This is a genomic window from Onishia taeanensis (assembly GCF_013349955.1).
GTDB lineage: Bacteria > Pseudomonadota > Gammaproteobacteria > Pseudomonadales > Halomonadaceae > Onishia > Onishia taeanensis_B.
On the sequence record NZ_JABVXC010000006.1, the window covers coordinates 118220 to 133646 of the forward strand.

At 65.6% G+C, this 15427-nt stretch carries 17 protein-coding genes; 11 read left to right on the forward strand and 6 right to left on the reverse strand.

What is annotated here, in order from left to right:
* Nucleotides 1-7: 7 nt before the first annotated feature.
* The 3 genes from HUS66_RS09385 (at nt 8) to HUS66_RS09395 (ending at nt 3034) form a co-directional block, all read left to right on the forward strand.
* Nucleotides 8-724 carry a hypothetical protein gene (locus tag HUS66_RS09385; RefSeq protein ID WP_254628770.1) on the forward strand — a complete coding sequence of 239 codons (717 nt, stop codon included), beginning with the start codon at nt 8-10 and terminating at the stop codon, nt 722-724.
* Between the two features lie 115 nt (nt 725-839).
* On the forward strand, nt 840-1529 hold the full coding sequence (locus HUS66_RS09390) for a response regulator (protein ID WP_175070644.1): 690 nt from the start codon (nt 840-842) through the stop codon (nt 1527-1529).
* Nucleotides 1526-3034, forward strand: a complete 1509-nt coding sequence (locus tag HUS66_RS09395) for an ATP-binding protein (protein ID WP_175070645.1) — start codon at nt 1526-1528, stop codon at nt 3032-3034. Before HUS66_RS09390 ends, HUS66_RS09395 begins: the two co-directional genes overlap by 4 nt.
* A gap of 173 nt (nt 3035-3207) precedes the next feature.
* On the opposite strand, the gene HUS66_RS09400 is transcribed toward HUS66_RS09395, so the two are convergent.
* Complete coding sequence (locus HUS66_RS09400; protein WP_340162753.1) at nt 3208-4245, reverse strand: D-alanyl-D-alanine carboxypeptidase family protein; 1038 nt, start codon at nt 4243-4245, stop codon at nt 3208-3210.
* A 295-nt stretch (nt 4246-4540) separates the two neighbouring features.
* On the opposite strand from HUS66_RS09400, the gene HUS66_RS09405 reads away from it, so the two are divergent.
* Entirely contained in the window at nt 4541-4741 is a 201-nt protein-coding gene (locus HUS66_RS09405; protein WP_175070646.1) for a DUF2061 domain-containing protein, read from the forward strand.
* Nucleotides 4742-4857: 116 nt separating this feature from the next.
* Here HUS66_RS09405 and HUS66_RS09410 read toward each other — a convergent pair whose 3' ends face one another.
* Nucleotides 4858-6597 (reverse strand): methyl-accepting chemotaxis protein, encoded by a 1740-nt coding sequence (locus HUS66_RS09410; RefSeq protein WP_282848539.1) that lies wholly within the window; start codon nt 6595-6597, stop codon nt 4858-4860.
* Nucleotides 6598-6633: 36 nt separating this feature from the next.
* Here HUS66_RS09410 and HUS66_RS09415 point away from each other — a divergent pair, with 36 nt between their 5' ends.
* Together HUS66_RS09415 and HUS66_RS09420 are read left to right on the forward strand one after the other, a co-directional pair.
* Nucleotides 6634-6912 carry a hypothetical protein gene (locus HUS66_RS09415; RefSeq protein ID WP_175070647.1) on the forward strand — a complete coding sequence of 93 codons (279 nt, stop codon included), beginning with the start codon at nt 6634-6636 and terminating at the stop codon, nt 6910-6912.
* 18 nt (nt 6913-6930) lie between these two features.
* Nucleotides 6931-7557 (forward strand): hypothetical protein, encoded by a 627-nt coding sequence (locus HUS66_RS09420; RefSeq protein ID WP_175070648.1) that lies wholly within the window; start codon nt 6931-6933, stop codon nt 7555-7557.
* 65 nt (nt 7558-7622) lie between these two features.
* Here the strand turns inward: HUS66_RS09420 and HUS66_RS09425 are convergent, their stop codons facing one another.
* From HUS66_RS09425 to HUS66_RS09440, 4 genes are all read right to left on the reverse strand, one after another.
* Nucleotides 7623-8240 (reverse strand): TPM domain-containing protein, encoded by a 618-nt coding sequence (locus tag HUS66_RS09425; RefSeq protein WP_175070649.1) that lies wholly within the window; start codon nt 8238-8240, stop codon nt 7623-7625.
* Nucleotides 8241-8267: 27 nt separating this feature from the next.
* Entirely contained in the window at nt 8268-9017 is a 750-nt protein-coding gene (locus HUS66_RS09430) for a TPM domain-containing protein (RefSeq protein WP_175070650.1), read from the reverse strand.
* Complete coding sequence (locus tag HUS66_RS09435) at nt 9017-9634, reverse strand: LemA family protein (RefSeq protein ID WP_175070651.1); 618 nt, start codon at nt 9632-9634, stop codon at nt 9017-9019. Before HUS66_RS09435 ends, HUS66_RS09430 begins: the two co-directional genes overlap by 1 nt.
* Nucleotides 9635-9794: 160 nt before the next feature.
* Nucleotides 9795-10313, reverse strand: coding sequence for a PPC domain-containing protein (locus HUS66_RS09440; RefSeq protein ID WP_217487975.1), 519 nt, complete (start codon nt 10311-10313; stop codon nt 9795-9797).
* A gap of 214 nt (nt 10314-10527) precedes the next feature.
* Here HUS66_RS09440 and HUS66_RS09445 point away from each other — a divergent pair, with 214 nt between their 5' ends.
* From HUS66_RS09445 to HUS66_RS09465, 5 genes are all read left to right on the forward strand, one after another.
* A complete protein-coding gene (locus HUS66_RS09445; protein ID WP_175070653.1) occupies nt 10528-11448 on the forward strand; it encodes a 3-keto-5-aminohexanoate cleavage protein in 921 nt (306 codons plus the stop codon).
* Nucleotides 11445-12416: an L-carnitine dehydrogenase gene (locus tag HUS66_RS09450; protein WP_175070654.1), complete on the forward strand. Its 972-nt coding sequence runs from the start codon at nt 11445-11447 to the stop codon at nt 12414-12416. The genes HUS66_RS09445 and HUS66_RS09450 overlap by 4 nt, the downstream gene beginning before the upstream one ends.
* The gene (locus HUS66_RS09455) at nt 12416-12874 is read left to right on the forward strand and encodes a thioesterase family protein (RefSeq protein ID WP_175070655.1); all 459 of its coding nucleotides are present in this window, start codon (nt 12416-12418) and stop codon (nt 12872-12874) included. Before HUS66_RS09450 ends, HUS66_RS09455 begins: the two co-directional genes overlap by 1 nt.
* A 185-nt stretch (nt 12875-13059) precedes the next feature.
* On the forward strand, nt 13060-14112 hold the full coding sequence (locus HUS66_RS09460) for a GlxA family transcriptional regulator (RefSeq protein ID WP_175070656.1): 1053 nt from the start codon (nt 13060-13062) through the stop codon (nt 14110-14112).
* 79 nt (nt 14113-14191) lie between these two features.
* Nucleotides 14192-15424, forward strand: coding sequence for a TauD/TfdA family dioxygenase (locus tag HUS66_RS09465; protein ID WP_175070657.1), 1233 nt, complete (start codon nt 14192-14194; stop codon nt 15422-15424).
* The last annotated feature ends 3 nt before the right edge of the window (nt 15425-15427 follow it).

A 15427-nucleotide genomic window follows, 5' to 3' on the forward strand; every position in this document is an offset into this window, starting at 1 on the left:
AGACGCCATGAACACTCAAGCCAATCAAGCTCGACCGCATGCGCGCCAAGCCCGACGCGCCGCTGGCGTCACTGCGGCGTTCTCAGCCGTCGCCTGCCGCGCCCTGGCCGTCGGTCTGCTGGCCCTCGTCAGCCTGCCCGCCCTGGCCATGACGCCCGACGTCGAAGATGCCGTACACAACCTCCAGCAGCGCTGGGCCGAGATTCACTACCAGATGCCGGAAGACGCCCAAGCCAAGGCTCTCGAGGATCTGGAACACCAGGCTGACGGTTATCTGTCCCGCTACCCCGAAGCCGCCGAGCTGTATATCTGGGCTGGCATCGTGCGCTCGACCGAGGCCGGCGCCCAGGGCGGGCTCGGCGCCCTGTCACTGGTCAAGGCCGCGCGAGACGACCTGGAAACCGCCATCGACCTGGACCCGGCGGCCCTCGAAGGCTCGGCCTATACCAGCCTCGGCGCGCTCTATTATCAGGTGCCGGGCTGGCCACTGGCCTTTGGTGACGACGACAAGGCCGAGTGGCACCTGCAACAGGCGCTGAAGTTCAATCCCGATGGGATCGACAGCCTGTACTTCTGGGGCGACTATCTGCACCAGCAGGGCCGCGACGCCGAGGCCCGCCAGGCCCTGGAACAGGCCCTCGAGGCACCGCCGCGGCCCGGACGCGAGCTCGCCGATCGCGGGCGTCGCGAGGAGATCCAAGCGCTTCTCGACCAGCTACCTTAGACTGCACGCAGAGGCGAGCGGGCACTGAGCGCGGCCCTCGAGAGACGAGGGCTGCGTCGTCGTTGGCGGCCGGCGTGGAACGCCACATCATTCACAGGATCTACAGGGAACAGGCATGCGAGTACTGCTGGTCGAGGACGACCCCAGCCTGGCCTCGGGCATTCGCCTGGCGCTCAAGTCCGAACATTACACCGTCGATGTGCTGGGCGATGGCCGCTCGGCCCTGGCGACTCTCAACGATGGCGAACCCTTCGACGTGGTGATTCTCGACCTGGGGCTGCCCAAGCTCGACGGCATGAGCCTGCTCAAGCAGCTGCGCGGGCGCGACAACCCGGTGCCGGTATTGGTGCTGACCGCCCGGGACGGCATCGAGGATCGCATCAACGGGCTGGATGCCGGCGCCGACGACTATCTGATCAAGCCCTTCGAGGTCGCTGAGCTCAAGGCCCGCCTGCGCGCGCTGCTGCGGCGCAGCCACGGCCAGGTGAACAGTGCCATCGAGATTCACGGCATCCGTCTCGATGCCGCCGAACACCAGGTCAGTCACCAGGGAGCGCCGGTCAATCTTTCCCGACGCGAATTCACCCTGCTGCAGGAGTTCTTGAGCCATCCGGGCCGCGTCTTCACCCGCGATACCCTGGCCAGCCTGCTCTATGGCTGGGACGAGGATGTGGAGAGCAATGCCATCGAGGTCCACGTGCACCACCTGCGCCGCAAGCTGTTTCCGGGGCTGATTCGCACCGTGCGCGGCATCGGCTATGTGCTCGACAAACCGAATGACACCTCCGGTAACGGCGCCTCATGACCTCGATTCGACGCCGCACTCTCGGCCTGGTGCTGTTGATGTTCGCGATCAGCATGCTGGTCATCGGCATCACCAGCTATCGGGATGCCACCCACGAGGTCGAGGAACTCTTCGATGCTCGCCTGGCGCAGAACGCCCGGCTGATTCAGGGGCTGATGCAGGCACCGCTGGTCCAGGAACAGCGCGCCGGCCTGCTCGAAAGCCTGGACCGGGCCCTGGCGCGCGCCGACAACGCCGACATGAACGTGGCTGGACACCGCTACGAGAGCAAGCTGGTGTTCCAGGTCTGGCAGCAGGACCAACTGCTGCTGCGCTCGGCGCGGGCCCCGCAATCCCCCCTGGAAGTCAATCGTGACGGCTATGGCAGCGCCAAACTCGGTAACTTCGAGTGGCGGATCTTCGCCCTCACCGCGCCCGACGACTCCACCTCACCGGGGCTTCGCGTCGTGGTGGCGGAACGTGAGGACGTGCGCGGCGAACTGGTGACCCTGATCGCCCTGCGTACCCTGATCCCCGACCTGGTTGGCCTGCCGATTCTGACGTTGCTGCTGTGGTGGGCGATCGGCTGGGGGCTGAAACCGCTATCGCGCATGGCGCAGCAGATCCGAGAGCGCGACCCACACAACCTGCAGCCGCTGATGCTGGCCCCTCTACCGCAGGAGCTGGCCACCATTACCGGCGCGCTGAACCGGCTGCTCGATCAGATTCGCGGCCTGCGCACCCGCGAGAAGCGCTTTATCGCCGATGCCGCCCATGAGCTGCGCACGCCGCTTGCGGTGCTTGGCCTGCATGCCCAGAACGCTCGCGACACCACCCAGCCCAAGGACCGCCGGGAGTCGCTGGATCAGCTGCAGGCCGGCGTCGAGCGGGCGACCCGACTGGTCTCACAGCTGTTGACGTTGGCCAGGCTCGACCCCGACCAGGACGCCGACCACCCGCGCCAGCGGATTGATCTGCTCAGCGAAACCCGCGAGGCCCTGGCCAAGCTCTCCCCGCTGGCTGGCGAAGCGTCGCTGGAACTTCAGCTCGACGCCGACGAGAGCCAGGACTGGCGACTCACCACCGAGCCTGGCTGCGTCGATACCCTGGTGCAGAACCTGGTCGGCAACGCCCTGCATCATGCCCCGGCGGGCTCGACGGTGCGCGTCGCGCTAAGCGTCGAGCCCAGCACCGCCTCGGCTGCCGAACCCGACGCTAGGCACCGCGCCACCCCGAAACCGGGGAACGGCACCGATAAAGGCATTGGCCGACGCCATGCCTCGCGGCACTTCACGCTGATCGTCGACGACCAAGGCCCCGGCATACCCGCCGCCGAGCGTCGCAAGGTCATCGAACGCTTCCATCGCGCCGGCCCAGGTGCGGGAGCGGGTCTGGGGCTTTCCATCGTCGATCGCCTGGTGCAGCGTCATGGCGGTGAACTGGCGCTGGAAAGCGCTCCCCAAGGCGGCCTGAGGGTCAGGGTCGTGTTGCCACAGGAGGCCATTCATCCCTTCCCGGAGAACTGATCGATACCTCCCGATAAGAGCGCAACGCCCCCGCCGTGTTCACATGACGGGGGCGTTGCGCGGAGAATAATCGTTTCATGCAGCGCCCTGAGAGCGAGCCAGTGACGATCTAAACGCGTTGGCTGGGCTATTAGCAGAGCTATCTTGCAGGGCTGCCTAGCTCGGTTAATGGACTAGCGGGCCACGTCCTGGCTGGCATTACGCACCCCCCAGTCACTGCCGCCATCCCCCTGGGCATTACGTTCCAGCAGCGCCCGGATCGGATCGGCTGAGTTGGATGCCAGGCGAGCGGCAGGCTCGGCCTTCACCGCGGCTAGCAGCGCCGGCATGTTGGCCCGGCTCGGGTCGACGGCAAGGGGCGGCAGCGAGGCAATGGGGCCGGAAATGTCGGTATCCGCCAGCCAGTCCGTGCGCTCCTGCAGGCCCAGACGGGCGAAGCCGCGATCGAGCAGATCCGCCATGTGCTTATCCCGCGAGCGCGAGGTGAAGCCGCCCATCACCACAGCGATGAGGCGTCGATCGTCACGTACGGCCGAGGTCGCCACATTGAAGCCCGAGGCCCGGATGAAACCCGTCTTGAGGCCATCGGCGCCGGGATAGTGGCTCAACAGCCGATTGTGGCCGCGCTGGCGCTTGCCGCGAAAGACGAACTCGGTGCGCGAGAATTCGCCGTAGTATTCGGGGAAGTCCCGCATCAGGGCGACGGCCAGGGTGGCCATGTCCCGCGCGGTAGTCACCTGGGCGTCGTCAGGCAGTCCGGAGGCGTTGCGGAAATGCGTCGACTCCATTCCCATCCTGCGTGCTCGAACGGTCATGAGCTGGGCGAAGGCCGTTTCGCTGCCCCCCAGGGCCTCGGCCACTACCACGGCCACATCGTTGGCCGAGCGCACCACCAGGGCAGGAATGGCGTCGCCCACCCGGATACTATCACCGGCCCGCAGCCACAGCTTCGAGGCCGGCATCGAGGCCGCATGGGTGGAGACCGGCAGGGCATCATCGATATTCAGCCGCCCCTGCTCGATGGCCTCGAACAGCAGATAGAGGGTCATCATCTTGGTCAACGAGGCCGGATAGCGACGGGCCTCGGCGTTTTCTGCATAAACCACTTCACCGCTCGCCGCGTCGGCGACGAGCCCCGCATAACGTGGATTGTCGGCCTGGGCAATGCCCCCTATCAGCATCAGCAACATGCCCATACCGACAGCCATCATGAGTGGTACCGTGGCACGCGCCGGCCGTGTCCGGGTGGCGGGTCGCCTTGTTGTTATATCCCGCATCGTCGTTTTCCCCTGAGTTCCCTGCCATTTCCAAGCTGTTATCGCTTCTTGTCTCAGTATGCCGATCGCAGTCGGCCTGTCCACTGTCGCGAGCCCCTTCTTGCCAGCTCATGGCAAGCATCGATAGCCATGAGCTATGAAAAGAATAACCTCAACTGTTTTTATAAATGAGAATCACTCTCCTATATTAAGGCTAACGCTTACCAGAGCTCTTGACGGAGTCCCCGACATGATCAAGACCGCTACCTTCGCTATCGTCCATTTTTCCGTGGCCTTCACGGTGACTTACTTGCTGACCGGCAGCTGGGTACTGGGTGGCGTCATCGCCCTGACCGAACCTGCGGTTAACACCGTCGCCTATTTCTTTCACGAGAAGGCCTGGGAATGGGTCAAGCGCCGGCAAGCCATCTCTGCGGGGCAATCCGCCTAGCGCACCATGACCTCGCCTTTGTCTAACAATGGCGATGATCAGCCCGCTCTTACCCATATAAAAACGACCGCCCGAAGGCGGTCGTTGGGTGATACCTGCAGCGAACAGCAACAGCGTTAGAACTCTTCCCACTCGGTCTCGCGTTGCTGAGCGTGATTACCGGCACTCGGCAGACGATGAGACGATGCCCGTGACTGGCCTGACTGGCCTGACTGGCTCGAGGCTGCCGGCAAGGCACGATCCGACGTTTGACGAACAGCCTGCGGCGAGACCTCGCCAAGCTGGAAGGTCGACATCAGATCCATCAGCCGATGCGCGCGCTCCTTGAGATTGTTGGACGCCGTGGCACTCTCTTGAACCAGGGTAGCGTTCTGTTGGGTCACTTGGTCCATCTGGGTCACGGCTTCGCCGGCCTGCTGCACCCCATCACTCTGCTCGGCGGTGGCACTGCTGATTTCTTCCATCAGCTCGGTGACCCGCTTGACGGAGGCGACGATCTGCTCGGTGGTCTTGCCCGCCTGAGAGGCCAGCTCGGTGCCCTCAACGACACGCTCGCGGTTAGCGGTGATCAGCGTATTGATCTCCTTGGCGGCCGCCGCGGAACGGCTGGCCAGTTCGCGAACTTCCTGGGCGACCACGGCGAAACCTCGGCCATGCTCGCCGGCGCGTGCCGCCTCAACGGAGGCGTTGAGCGCCAGGATATTGGTCTGGAAGGCGATGCCATCGATCATCGAAATGATATCGGCCACTTCGTTGGAACTGCCGTCGATATCGCGCATGGTCTGCACCACCTTGGCAACGACTTCGCCGCCATCCTCGGCCACCTTCGAGGCGTTGGCCGCCTGCTTGCGCGCTTCCACGGCATTATCGGCGTTCTGCTGAACGGTGCTGCCAAGCTCCTCCATGGCCGAAGCGGTCTCGGCCAGAGAGCTGGCCTGCTGCTCGGTGCGTGCCGACAGCTCGTTGTTGCCTTCGGCGATCTGCTCGCTATTGGTGGCTACCGACTCGGCAGACTGACGCACCCCCAGTACGGTATTTTGCAGCCGTTCCGCCATTTCCATCTGGGATGCCATGATGCTGTGGCGATACTGCGGCTTGAGCGTCACCTTACGCGTTAGGTCGCCACGCCCCACGGCCTCTGCGAAGGCCTTGACCTTATAGGGTTCGGCGCCGAACTCACGCAGTAGCAGGCTGGTCAGCAGAGTGGCGACCAGGCCACCGATCACCAGGGCACCGAAGCACAGCGCCAGCATGGTGATCTCGAAATTCTCGGCGATGTTACGAGCAAAGCCGGTCTCGGCCTCGTTGAGCTGCTCCTGTAGGTCAATGAAGGCGTTGATCGTATTGAGCCAGGCGGTAAAGGCCGGGGCAGCCTGATCGAGCAGCACTCGTTCAGCGGCATCGGTATCACCGGCTTGGCGAAGCTCGATCACCTTATCGATCAGCGGCATGGTCTTGGCTTCGATCGCCTGGATATCGGCCAGGCCACTACGCTCCTCGGCGGTGATGTCATCCCGCGAGGCGAAGAGCTCCTGCATCCCGGCGGCGGCCTCACGGTAGTTTCCTGCAAGGCGCCTGATATCGGCGATCACCGGTTCGAGCTTGGCATCGTCGTTGATCAGCGCCACGTCGCGCAGGGCGACGGAGCGGTCATGAACGCTGCCCCGGTAGTCGACCGCATACTGCTGTTTGACGCTGTTGACGTCGTTGATGACCTTCATGCTGTGGTCAATCATGTTGACCTCACGCACCCCTTCAGCGGTCAGGATGACCATCAGCAAGAGGACGCTGGCAAAGCCGGCGGTCATACGGGCGCGAATCGTCGTTCCCCGCAGCCACGAAAATATGGTTTTCACAGTGCTGTTCCTATACTGGCGTGTCGAAGAAAGCGCATGCACCGTGGACAACCTTTTGCCCAGTCACAAGGCCAACATGTACAAACATTAAATAATATAAAATCTTTGTACAATGATTTCCTTGCCATCAATTCCTTTGCGCACGATGCAATAACGGGCAACAAACAAACTATCGGCATAAGCGCCGCCGGCTTTAATCGCCATCGAGATTTGTTGCCGAAGGCCGCCGGCTTGCGAAGCCATCGCACCCCGGGCATGGGCTGCCGCCCTGCGTGGCAATATCGTATGCTTGGCCGCACGATCGACCGCATATGAGCTGGACTGGAGACGGGAATGACCGAAAGGATGCGCGCCACGCAGCCCCTGACAACGCGAACGCTGACGGCGCTGAACGCGAGAACCCTGGCGCTGATCGCTCTAACGGTCGGGCTTTCGACGCCGGCCATGGCGCTGATGTACAACCAGCAAGATACCGAGACGGCAGGCCACTGGGCATCGATGACGCTGGTGCTCGGCGAGGAACGCACCTACCGGGCCAGCAACAGCTACGACATGCCGGGCACCGCCTTTTCCGTGGATTTCGCGCCGCCCGAATGCCGGCCGCGGCTGGAGCTGCGCGTCGACATGGGCGAAGTGGCAAGCCGCGACGAGACCGTCAGCGCCGACGCCGCCCTGCGCATCGACCGCTTCACCGCTCACGCGGGGCCGGCAACGCTTGCCAAGGAGCGCGGCGATAACGGCGCCTACGTAAGCTTCACCAATGCCGCTCCCTATCGATTGCTGCACGAACTGCACGTGGGCGACACCCTGCGCCTCCAGATCGAGAACGGCAGCGAGCCCTGGTACCTGAACTTTCAGCTACCGGGAGCGGCCATCGCCCTCGACCGGGCGGCGCGGCAATGCCATGAGTCGGTTACGCCAGACGACGACGCCGAGCAACCGCCCAGCGCCTACTTTTGAATGGGGATATGTGGGTGAATGGGGAATGAAGGGGAACGAGAGGAGCGCGGGCGGCGAGCCGCCGGCTAGTCGAGGATCACCAGACGGTTGGGCAGCTCATTGCGCAGGTGGGTAGCGGGCAACTCACGCTGGAGGTGCTTTCCGCATGACTCGATGCATTCCACGAACCCCTGTGCCGTCTGCCCCTGGCGGACGTGATGGGTGAAGTCGGCGACGATGTCCTGCCAGGTATCGTCACCGAGACGCTCGGAAATGCCTCGGTCGACCAGGATCTCCACGTAGCGCTCCGCCTCCGAGACGAAAATCAGCATCCCGGTGCCCGCCTCGGTGTGGTGCAGGTTCTGTTCGAGAAACTGGCGGCGGGCCAGGTTCGCGGCGCGCCAGTGGCGTACCCTGCGGGGAATGAGCCGCGTGGTGACGGCGGGCCTCCGGCACACCAGGGCCGCCACCACGAAGGTGGCCCACTGGACCAGCAGTAGCGTGGTGGCATCCCACCAGCCAGGGAAGTAGTTGATCGCGCCGGGGACCACCAGGGCCAGAATGCCGGCCCATAGCAGGGGGATATAGGCGTAGTCATCGGCCTGGGCAGCCAGCACGGTGACCAATTCGGCATCGGTCTCCCGCTCGATTCGCTGGATCGTCTCGGCCACCTTACGCTGCTCGCTGTCGCTCAGTAACGCCATGGGGTATCTGTACTCGCTTGAAAGGATTTACCAGCCGCCGGAGGCGCCACCGCCCCCGAAACCGCCACCACCGCCGCCGAAGCCTCCGCCACCGCCGAGACCGCCGCCGCCACCGTGGCCGCCTCGACCGCCCAGTGCGGCCCCCAGCAGCAGCCCGCCCAGCAGTCCGCGACCGCCACGACCGCCGCGCAGGAATCCGGTGACGGCGAGCAGCAGCAGGAAGAACAGCACCGACTTCGGGCCGTCCGGGCCCTGCTTGTCCTGTGCAGATGCCGGGGCCGAGGTGGCGAGCGGGTCGCCCCCCAACACTTGGATCATCGCCTGGGTGCCTTCGAGGATGCCGCGGGCGAAATCCCCCTGCCGGAAGGCCGGCGTGATCACCTGGTTGATGATCACCGAGGACTGCGCATCGGTCAGACGCCCTTCGAGACCATAGCCCACCTCGATGCGCAATTTGCGCTCGTCACGAGCCACGATCAGCAGCGCGCCGTTGTCTTTGCCCTCCTGGCCGATACCCCAGTGGCGGCCCAGCTGATAGCCGTATTCTTCGATGGTGCGGCCCTGGAGGTTGGGCAGCGTGGCCACCACTACCTGCTCGGTGGTGGCCTGCTCATGCGCCGCCAGCATCTTGGTCAGGCGCGTTTCGTCAGCGGCATCGAGCATGTCGGCCTGGTCGACGACACGACCGCTGAGCTCCGGGAATTCGGGTTGTTGTGCCTGAGCGCCCAGCGCCACCAGCAGCAACAGGACGACGGGAAGTTGCCGAAACAGCCGCATCAGAAGGACACCTCCGGCGCCTGATCGGCGTCGGTCGCGGTGGCCTCGAAGGTCTCGCGCAGTTCCATGTCGCTGTACAGGAGGCTATGCCAGAGACGCCCCGGGAAAGTGCGAATCTCGGTGTTGTAACGCTCGACCGCGGCGATGAAGTCGCGGCGCGCCACCGCGATACGGTTCTCTGTGCCTTCGAGCTGGGACTGCAGCGCCAGGAAGTTCTGGTTGGACTTGAGATCCGGGTAGCGCTCCGAGACCGCCATCAGCCGGCTAAGCGCACTGGAGAGTTCGCCCTGCGCCTGCTGGAACTGGCGCAACTTCTCGGGATTGTTGAGGATGCTCTCGTCGACCTGAATGGACGTCGCCTTGGCGCGGGCCTCTACCACCGCCGTCAGCGTCTCCTGCTCCTGGCGAGCGAATCCCTTGACGGTTTCCACCAGGTTGGGAATCAGGTCGGCTCGCCGCTGATACTGGTTCTCCACCTGCGACCAGGCCGCTTTGACCTGCTCATCATAGGTCGGCAGGTTGTTCACGCCGCAGCCCGTCAGCAGCATGGCAACGAGCAGCAGGAACGCCGAACGCCAGGCGATCCGATAGGGGGTAACCCCGAGAGTGGCTTGCATGGTTGGTTCGCTTCCCCGTCTGGTTGGCCGATGATCTGCTCTCACGGTACACGGTGGCGGCTGGTGCGAGAAGCCGATCTGCCGGCCGCGTTCCTTTCCGAGGCTAAAGAACGCCTGACATTGAGTGCTCATGGCGTTTCAGGTTCAGGGCGTTCCGGGTTCAGGGCGTTCCGGGTTCAGGCGTTACAGGCTCGAGGTCCAGGCGCACCGAATAGCGACGGTGGGCCTCGCAGTCCTCTGACATGATCGTGCAGCCGCCGCCGTCGCTGACCTCCAGATACCAGCGGCCTGCCGGCAGCGAGCGGGTCAGGCGAAAGTTCTCTCCCTCGCCGCTGCGCCAGTCACGGGCCACCACCTGGCCCTTGGCATCGAACAGGGTGGCGTCGGGGTCGAGCGTCCAGCCGCTGGCCGGCGTCCCGCTTTCGAGCCGCACCCGCGCCGGGGCCGTGAGCGTAAAGACATAGACATCCACGCCCGGCCCCAGCCAGCCGTCGCGCGACTCACCGGGTAGCAGCTCGATGGCCTGCGCCTCACGGGTCGCGGGCGTGGCACAGCCCGCGATCATGCCTATCAGGACAAGCGCCACCAGCCCCCACCCCAGCGCGGGCCGGCCCGCAGGTACCGGCCACCGCCGAGACACCAGGCCCCGTCCTCGCCGCCGCTCACCCCGCATGCCCATCGCCGCCTCCTCTTAACGTCTTTCGATGACCAATGACGCGCCGCGCCTCTCAGGCTGTCCGAGCTCAGTTTAGCCGTTCGCATACCGCACTAGCGCCAAGCATATAAGAGCGCCACAACTGGCGCTCTTCGTCAATTATATGGCGCCTTGCGTACATAGCCTGCGCCAAACATCGTCGAGACTTAAGGCATATTCCACAACGGAGCCGATGACCATGAACCCTAACGTCATCATGACCTGTGCCATCACCGGCGCTGGCGACACCGCCGACAAGAACCCCAACGTCCCGGTCACGCCCAAGCAGATCGCCGACGACTGCATCGCCGCCGCCAAGGCCGGCGCCAGCGTCGCCCATATCCACGTCCGCGACCCCGAGACCGGTGGCATCAGCCATTCCACCGAACACTTCCGCGAGGTGATGGAGCGGGTACGCGAGGCGGACACCGACATCGTCATGAACATCACCGCCGGCGGCGGCGGCGACTGGATTCCCGACGCCGCGGACCCGACCCATGGCGGCCCGGGCACCGACATGCAGACGCCGGCCGAGCGTCACGCCCCGGTCGGCGAGCTGCTGCCCGAGCTGTGCACCCTGGACTGCGGCAGCCTCAACTTCGGCGACATGGTCTACATCAACACCGCCGACTGGCTGCGCGAACACGCCCGTCTGGTGCAGGCCGTTGGCGTCAAGCCGGAGCTCGAGTGCTTCGATCTGGGTCATGTCTGGTTTGCCCGCCAGCTGCAGAAGGAAGGCCTGCTCGACGGCGACCCGCTGTTCCAGCTGTGCCTGGGCATTCCCTGGGGCGCCGAGGCCGACACCGAAACCATGCTTGCCATGCGCAACAAGCTGCCGGAATCCGCCAACTGGGCCGCCTTCGGCATCGGCCGTCACCAGATGCCGATGGTCGCCCAGGCGATGCTGCTCGGCGGTCACGTCCGCGTCGGCCTGGAAGACAACCTCTATCTGAGCAAGGGCGTGCCGGCCACCAACGCCGGCCTGGTCGAGAAGGCCGCCGGCATCATCGACAACCTCGGCGGTCGCGTCATGACCCCGGCCGAGACCCGCGCCCACCTCAAGCTGCGCGACCCCAAGACCGGTCTGACCGTCGAGACAGCCGCTGGAGGTGAGGCATGAGCCAGCCACCTTCGACCAAGCAACTGGCCGTCATCGGCACCGGCGTGATCGGCAACGGCTGGATCGCCCGAGCACTCGCCAACGGTTGGGGCGTGGTCGCCTTCGATCCGGCCGAGGGCGCCGAGACCCGTACCCGCGCCTTCGTTGACAATGCCTGGGCATCGCTCGAGAAAGACGGCCTGGCCGAGGGCGCATCCAAGGAGCGCCTGCGCTTTGCATCGAGCCTCGAGGAGGCCGTCGTCGGCGCCGACCTGATCCAGGAGAACGTGCCGGAGCGCCTGGCGCTCAAGCAGGAGATCCTGGCCACTATCGACGCCGCCGCTGACGAACACGTCGTCATCGGTTCCTCGACGTCCGGTTTCAAGCCAACCGATCTGCAGAAGGACTGCCGGAAGGCGCCGGGCCGCGTGATCGTCGCCCACCCCTTCAACCCGGTCTATCTGCTGCCGCTGGTCGAGCTGGTGGGAGGCGAGCACACCTCGCCGGCACTGCTCGCCGGCGCCCGCGAGGACTACCAGCGCCTAGCCATGCGCCCGCTGATCGTGCGTCGCGAGATCGAAGGCCATATCGCCGACCGCCTGATGGAGGCGCTGTGGCGCGAGGCCCTGCACCTGGTCAACGATGGCGTCGCCACCACCGAGGAGATCGATGCCGCCGTGGTCTACGGCTGTGGCCTGCGCTGGTCGCTGATGGGCACCTTCCTGACCTTCCACCTGGCCGGGGGCGAGCAGGGCATGCGCCATATGCTCGAGCAGTTCGGCCCGGCGCTGAAGCTGCCCTGGACCAAGCTCGAAGCACCGGAGCTCACCGATGAGCTGATCGACAAGGTGGTGGAAGGCTGCGAGTTCCAGGCCGCCGGTCGCCCGGTCGCCGAGCTGGACCGTCGTCGCGATGATTTCCTGGTCGAGCTGCTGGCCCTGACCCGCAAGTACTGGCCGGAGGCCGAGGGCCTCGAGGGGCGCATCTGATGGCACTGCTCGATCTCACGGTGCCCCGCGAGTGGGTCGACTACAACGGCCACATGAATGACGCCGAGTACGCGCGCGCCTTCTCGCTGGGCGTCGAAGCGCTGATGGAGCGCATCGACCTGGGTGCAGAAGGTCGCCAGCGGCATGGCTACACCATCTATACCCTCGAGACGCATCTTTGCTATCGCCGCGCTGCTCACCAGGGCCAGACGCTGTGCATCGAGGTGGCGCTGCTCGAACGCGATGCCAAACGCCTGCACGTGCTGTTCACAATGCAGGACACGGCAGGCAACCTGCTGGCCTCGAGCGAACAGATGCTGATGGGTATCGACTCGGTCAATGGTCGCCCCGCGCCCTTTCCCGACGCCGTGGATGCGGCCATCGACACCCTGCCGAAAGCCGACAGCTGGCCGGAACTCGCCGGCCGCCGCATCGGCCTGCCGTCGGCCAAACGCTGACACTGCCGGCACAGGACGTCATACGGGTCGGCGACGCCTGCGGCGCCGACCCGGCCTTGTGGCTAGAAGGTGCGGCCTGCCCGGGCCATCCGTCTTCGCGGACGCGCTTCGTCACTCACCGTGTTGCAACGGCTTGACTGGGCGCTACACTCGTCGACGCCTCTCTTGCGACGATGACCTGCCCCATGCGACTCACCTCTAGCGCGCAAAGCCCCGAATCCATCGGCTTCCTGCTGCTGCCGCGCTTCGCCATGGTGGCCTTCTTCTCCGCCATCGAACCGCTGCGCATCGCCAACCGACTCACCGGCGAGCCCCTCTTCGAGTGGGACCTGGTCAGTCGCGACGGCCGACCAGTGACGGCCTCCAACGGCATGGCGCTAGACGCCGATCATGGCCTCGAGGATGCCCCGCTGACGCCGAGCCTGGCCGTCTGCTCGAGCTTCGCCCCCGACGATGCCATCGACGCAACGCTGGTCAGTTGGCTGCGCGAACGCGCCGCGCAAGGCTGCATGCTGGGCGGCATGGATACCGGCTGCGTCGTGCTGGCCGCCGCCGGCCTGCTCGATGATCAGACCGTCACCCTGCACTGGGAGTCTCTGCCCGAGTTCCGGGCCCGCTTTCCCCGGGTCGACGCCGTGGAGTCCCTCTACGAGGTGACCCCGGAGGGCTTCTCCTGCGCCGGTGGCAGCTCGGCCATCGACATGAGTCTCGACCTGATTCGCCGCCGCCATGGCGACGACCTGGCCGAGCGGGTGTGCGCCCAGTTGCTCCACGACCAGGGGCGCCGACCGGCCAGCCGCCAGCGCGATCCCCTGATGCCTGAAGACCCGCTGCTGACCCGCGCCATCGCCATGATGGAGGCCAACCTGGACACGCCGCTTTGCATCGGCGAGTTGGCCGAGGCCCTGGGGCTGTCCTGGCGGCGGCTGGACCGGCTCTTCCTGCGCCAGCTGGGCACTTCCCCCCAGCGCACTTATCTCGCACGGCGCCTGGACCATGCCCACCGGCTGCTGCGGGAGACCCGGCACAGCGTCATGGAGATCGCGCTGGCCTGCGGCTTCGGCTCGGCCTCCAGCTTCACCCGCGCCTTTCGCCGCCATCATGGCCTCACCCCCAGCGCACTCAGGCGCCGCGGCACCGATCGGGCATTACAGGAGGCTCCATCGGACCCTGAACTGTCGAGTCGCGAACCGTCGAATCGCGAACCGTCGAGCCTCGAACTGTCGAATCGTGCATAGTCGGCGTCGAATCCGGACGCTCCTTCGCCCGCCCACCTTGGCATCCTAGCGCTCATCCACATGCTGCCAAGGAAGCCCCATGACCGACCTGCCGCTCACCCCCGATTACGATGCCTGGCCCATCGAGGTCGCCCTCGAGGCCGTGTCTTTCTCGCCGCGCCTTTTGACCGTGCACTGGCAGGACGGCCGCGTCAGCCGCTACCACAGCATCTGGCTGCGCGAGAATGCCGCCGACGACACCACCATCAATCCGGCGACCCGCGAGCGCATCCTGGATCTTTCCAGCCTGCCCGCCTGGCCGGAGGTCGCGGCCGCCGAGATCGACGCCGCCGGCGCGCTGTGCGTGACCTTCGCCCCCGAGGACCGCCGCCTGCGCTTCCACCCTGGCTGGCTACGCGCCAACGACTATGACCAGCAGCATAACAAGGCCACCGACCCCGAGGCCCCGCTGGTGCCGGTCACCACCTGGTTGGGTGGACCGGACACCGGACCCGATACCCTCGACGCATCAGGCCTGCTCGAAACCACACCGGGTAGCGAAGCGGAAGAGACGATCCTCGCCCCGGCGCTCGAGAGCGTGCTCGGCAAGGGGCTGGTGCGGTTGCGCAACCTACCCACCGAGCCTGGCTCGCTTGCCACCATCGCCGGGCGCATCGGTCCGATACGCCCCACCAACTTCGGCGCGCTGTTTGACGTCAAGGCCAAGCCGGACCCGGACTCCAATGCCTACACGTCCATCGCCCTGCCACCGCACGTCGACCTGCCGACCCGCGAGTATCATCCGGGCCTGCAGATGCTGCACTGCCTGGAGAACAGCGTGGAAGGCGGACAGGCGGTGATGCTCGACGGCTTCGCCGTGGCCGAGGCGCTGCGCGATCGTCATCCCGAGGCCTTTGCGACCCTGACCCGCGTGCGCTGGCGCTACGCCAACACCGCCAAGACCACCGACTACGTCTGGCACGAACCGATGATTCGCCTGGATGCTCGGGGCGAGCTGCTCGAGGTGCGCATCGCCGACTTCCTGCGCGGCCCCCTGGATGCCGCCTTCGAGGACATCGAGCCCGCCTATGAGGCGCTGATGGTGCTGCAGCGGCTGCTGCGCGACCCGGCCTTCGCCATCCGCTTCACCTACGCTCCCGGCGACCTGGTGATCTTCGACAACCGCCGGCTGCTGCACGCCCGCGACGCCTTCGAGGGTGCCAGCGGCCATCGCTGGCTGCAGGGCTGCTATGTGGAGCGCGACGAGATCCGCTCGCGCTACCGGATGGTGCAGCGCGCCCGGCGGCGCCGGCAAGTGACCGCCGAGGCCTGACGC

What these genes read in the sequence shown, in the direction of transcription:
- HUS66_RS09395 (WP_175070645.1), top strand. Translation starts at nt 1,526, where the DNA reads ATGACCTCGATTCGACGCCGCACTCTCGGCCTGGTGCTGTTGATGTTC.
- HUS66_RS09450 (WP_175070654.1), top strand. Translation starts at nt 11,445, where the DNA reads ATGAGCCAGCCACCTTCGACCAAGCAACTGGCCGTCATCGGCACCGGC.
- HUS66_RS09420 (WP_175070648.1), top strand. Translation starts at nt 6,931, where the DNA reads ATGACCGAAAGGATGCGCGCCACGCAGCCCCTGACAACGCGAACGCTG.
- HUS66_RS09445 (WP_175070653.1), top strand. Translation starts at nt 10,528, where the DNA reads ATGAACCCTAACGTCATCATGACCTGTGCCATCACCGGCGCTGGCGAC.
- HUS66_RS09415 (WP_175070647.1), top strand. Translation starts at nt 6,634, where the DNA reads ATGCACCGTGGACAACCTTTTGCCCAGTCACAAGGCCAACATGTACAA.
- HUS66_RS09425 (WP_175070649.1), bottom strand. Translation starts at nt 8,240, where the DNA reads ATGGCGTTACTGAGCGACAGCGAGCAGCGTAAGGTGGCCGAGACGATC.
- HUS66_RS09435 (WP_175070651.1), bottom strand. Translation starts at nt 9,634, where the DNA reads ATGCAAGCCACTCTCGGGGTTACCCCCTATCGGATCGCCTGGCGTTCG.
- HUS66_RS09465 (WP_175070657.1), top strand. Translation starts at nt 14,192, where the DNA reads ATGACCGACCTGCCGCTCACCCCCGATTACGATGCCTGGCCCATCGAG.
- HUS66_RS09430 (WP_175070650.1), bottom strand. Translation starts at nt 9,017, where the DNA reads ATGCGGCTGTTTCGGCAACTTCCCGTCGTCCTGTTGCTGCTGGTGGCG.
- HUS66_RS09385 (WP_254628770.1), top strand. Translation starts at nt 8, where the DNA reads ATGAACACTCAAGCCAATCAAGCTCGACCGCATGCGCGCCAAGCCCGA.
- HUS66_RS09455 (WP_175070655.1), top strand. Translation starts at nt 12,416, where the DNA reads ATGGCACTGCTCGATCTCACGGTGCCCCGCGAGTGGGTCGACTACAAC.
- HUS66_RS09460 (WP_175070656.1), top strand. Translation starts at nt 13,060, where the DNA reads ATGCGACTCACCTCTAGCGCGCAAAGCCCCGAATCCATCGGCTTCCTG.
- HUS66_RS09405 (WP_175070646.1), top strand. Translation starts at nt 4,541, where the DNA reads ATGATCAAGACCGCTACCTTCGCTATCGTCCATTTTTCCGTGGCCTTC.
- HUS66_RS09440 (WP_217487975.1), bottom strand. Translation starts at nt 10,313, where the DNA reads ATGGGCATGCGGGGTGAGCGGCGGCGAGGACGGGGCCTGGTGTCTCGG.
- HUS66_RS09390 (WP_175070644.1), top strand. Translation starts at nt 840, where the DNA reads ATGCGAGTACTGCTGGTCGAGGACGACCCCAGCCTGGCCTCGGGCATT.
- HUS66_RS09400 (WP_340162753.1), bottom strand. Translation starts at nt 4,245, where the DNA reads ATGATGGCTGTCGGTATGGGCATGTTGCTGATGCTGATAGGGGGCATT.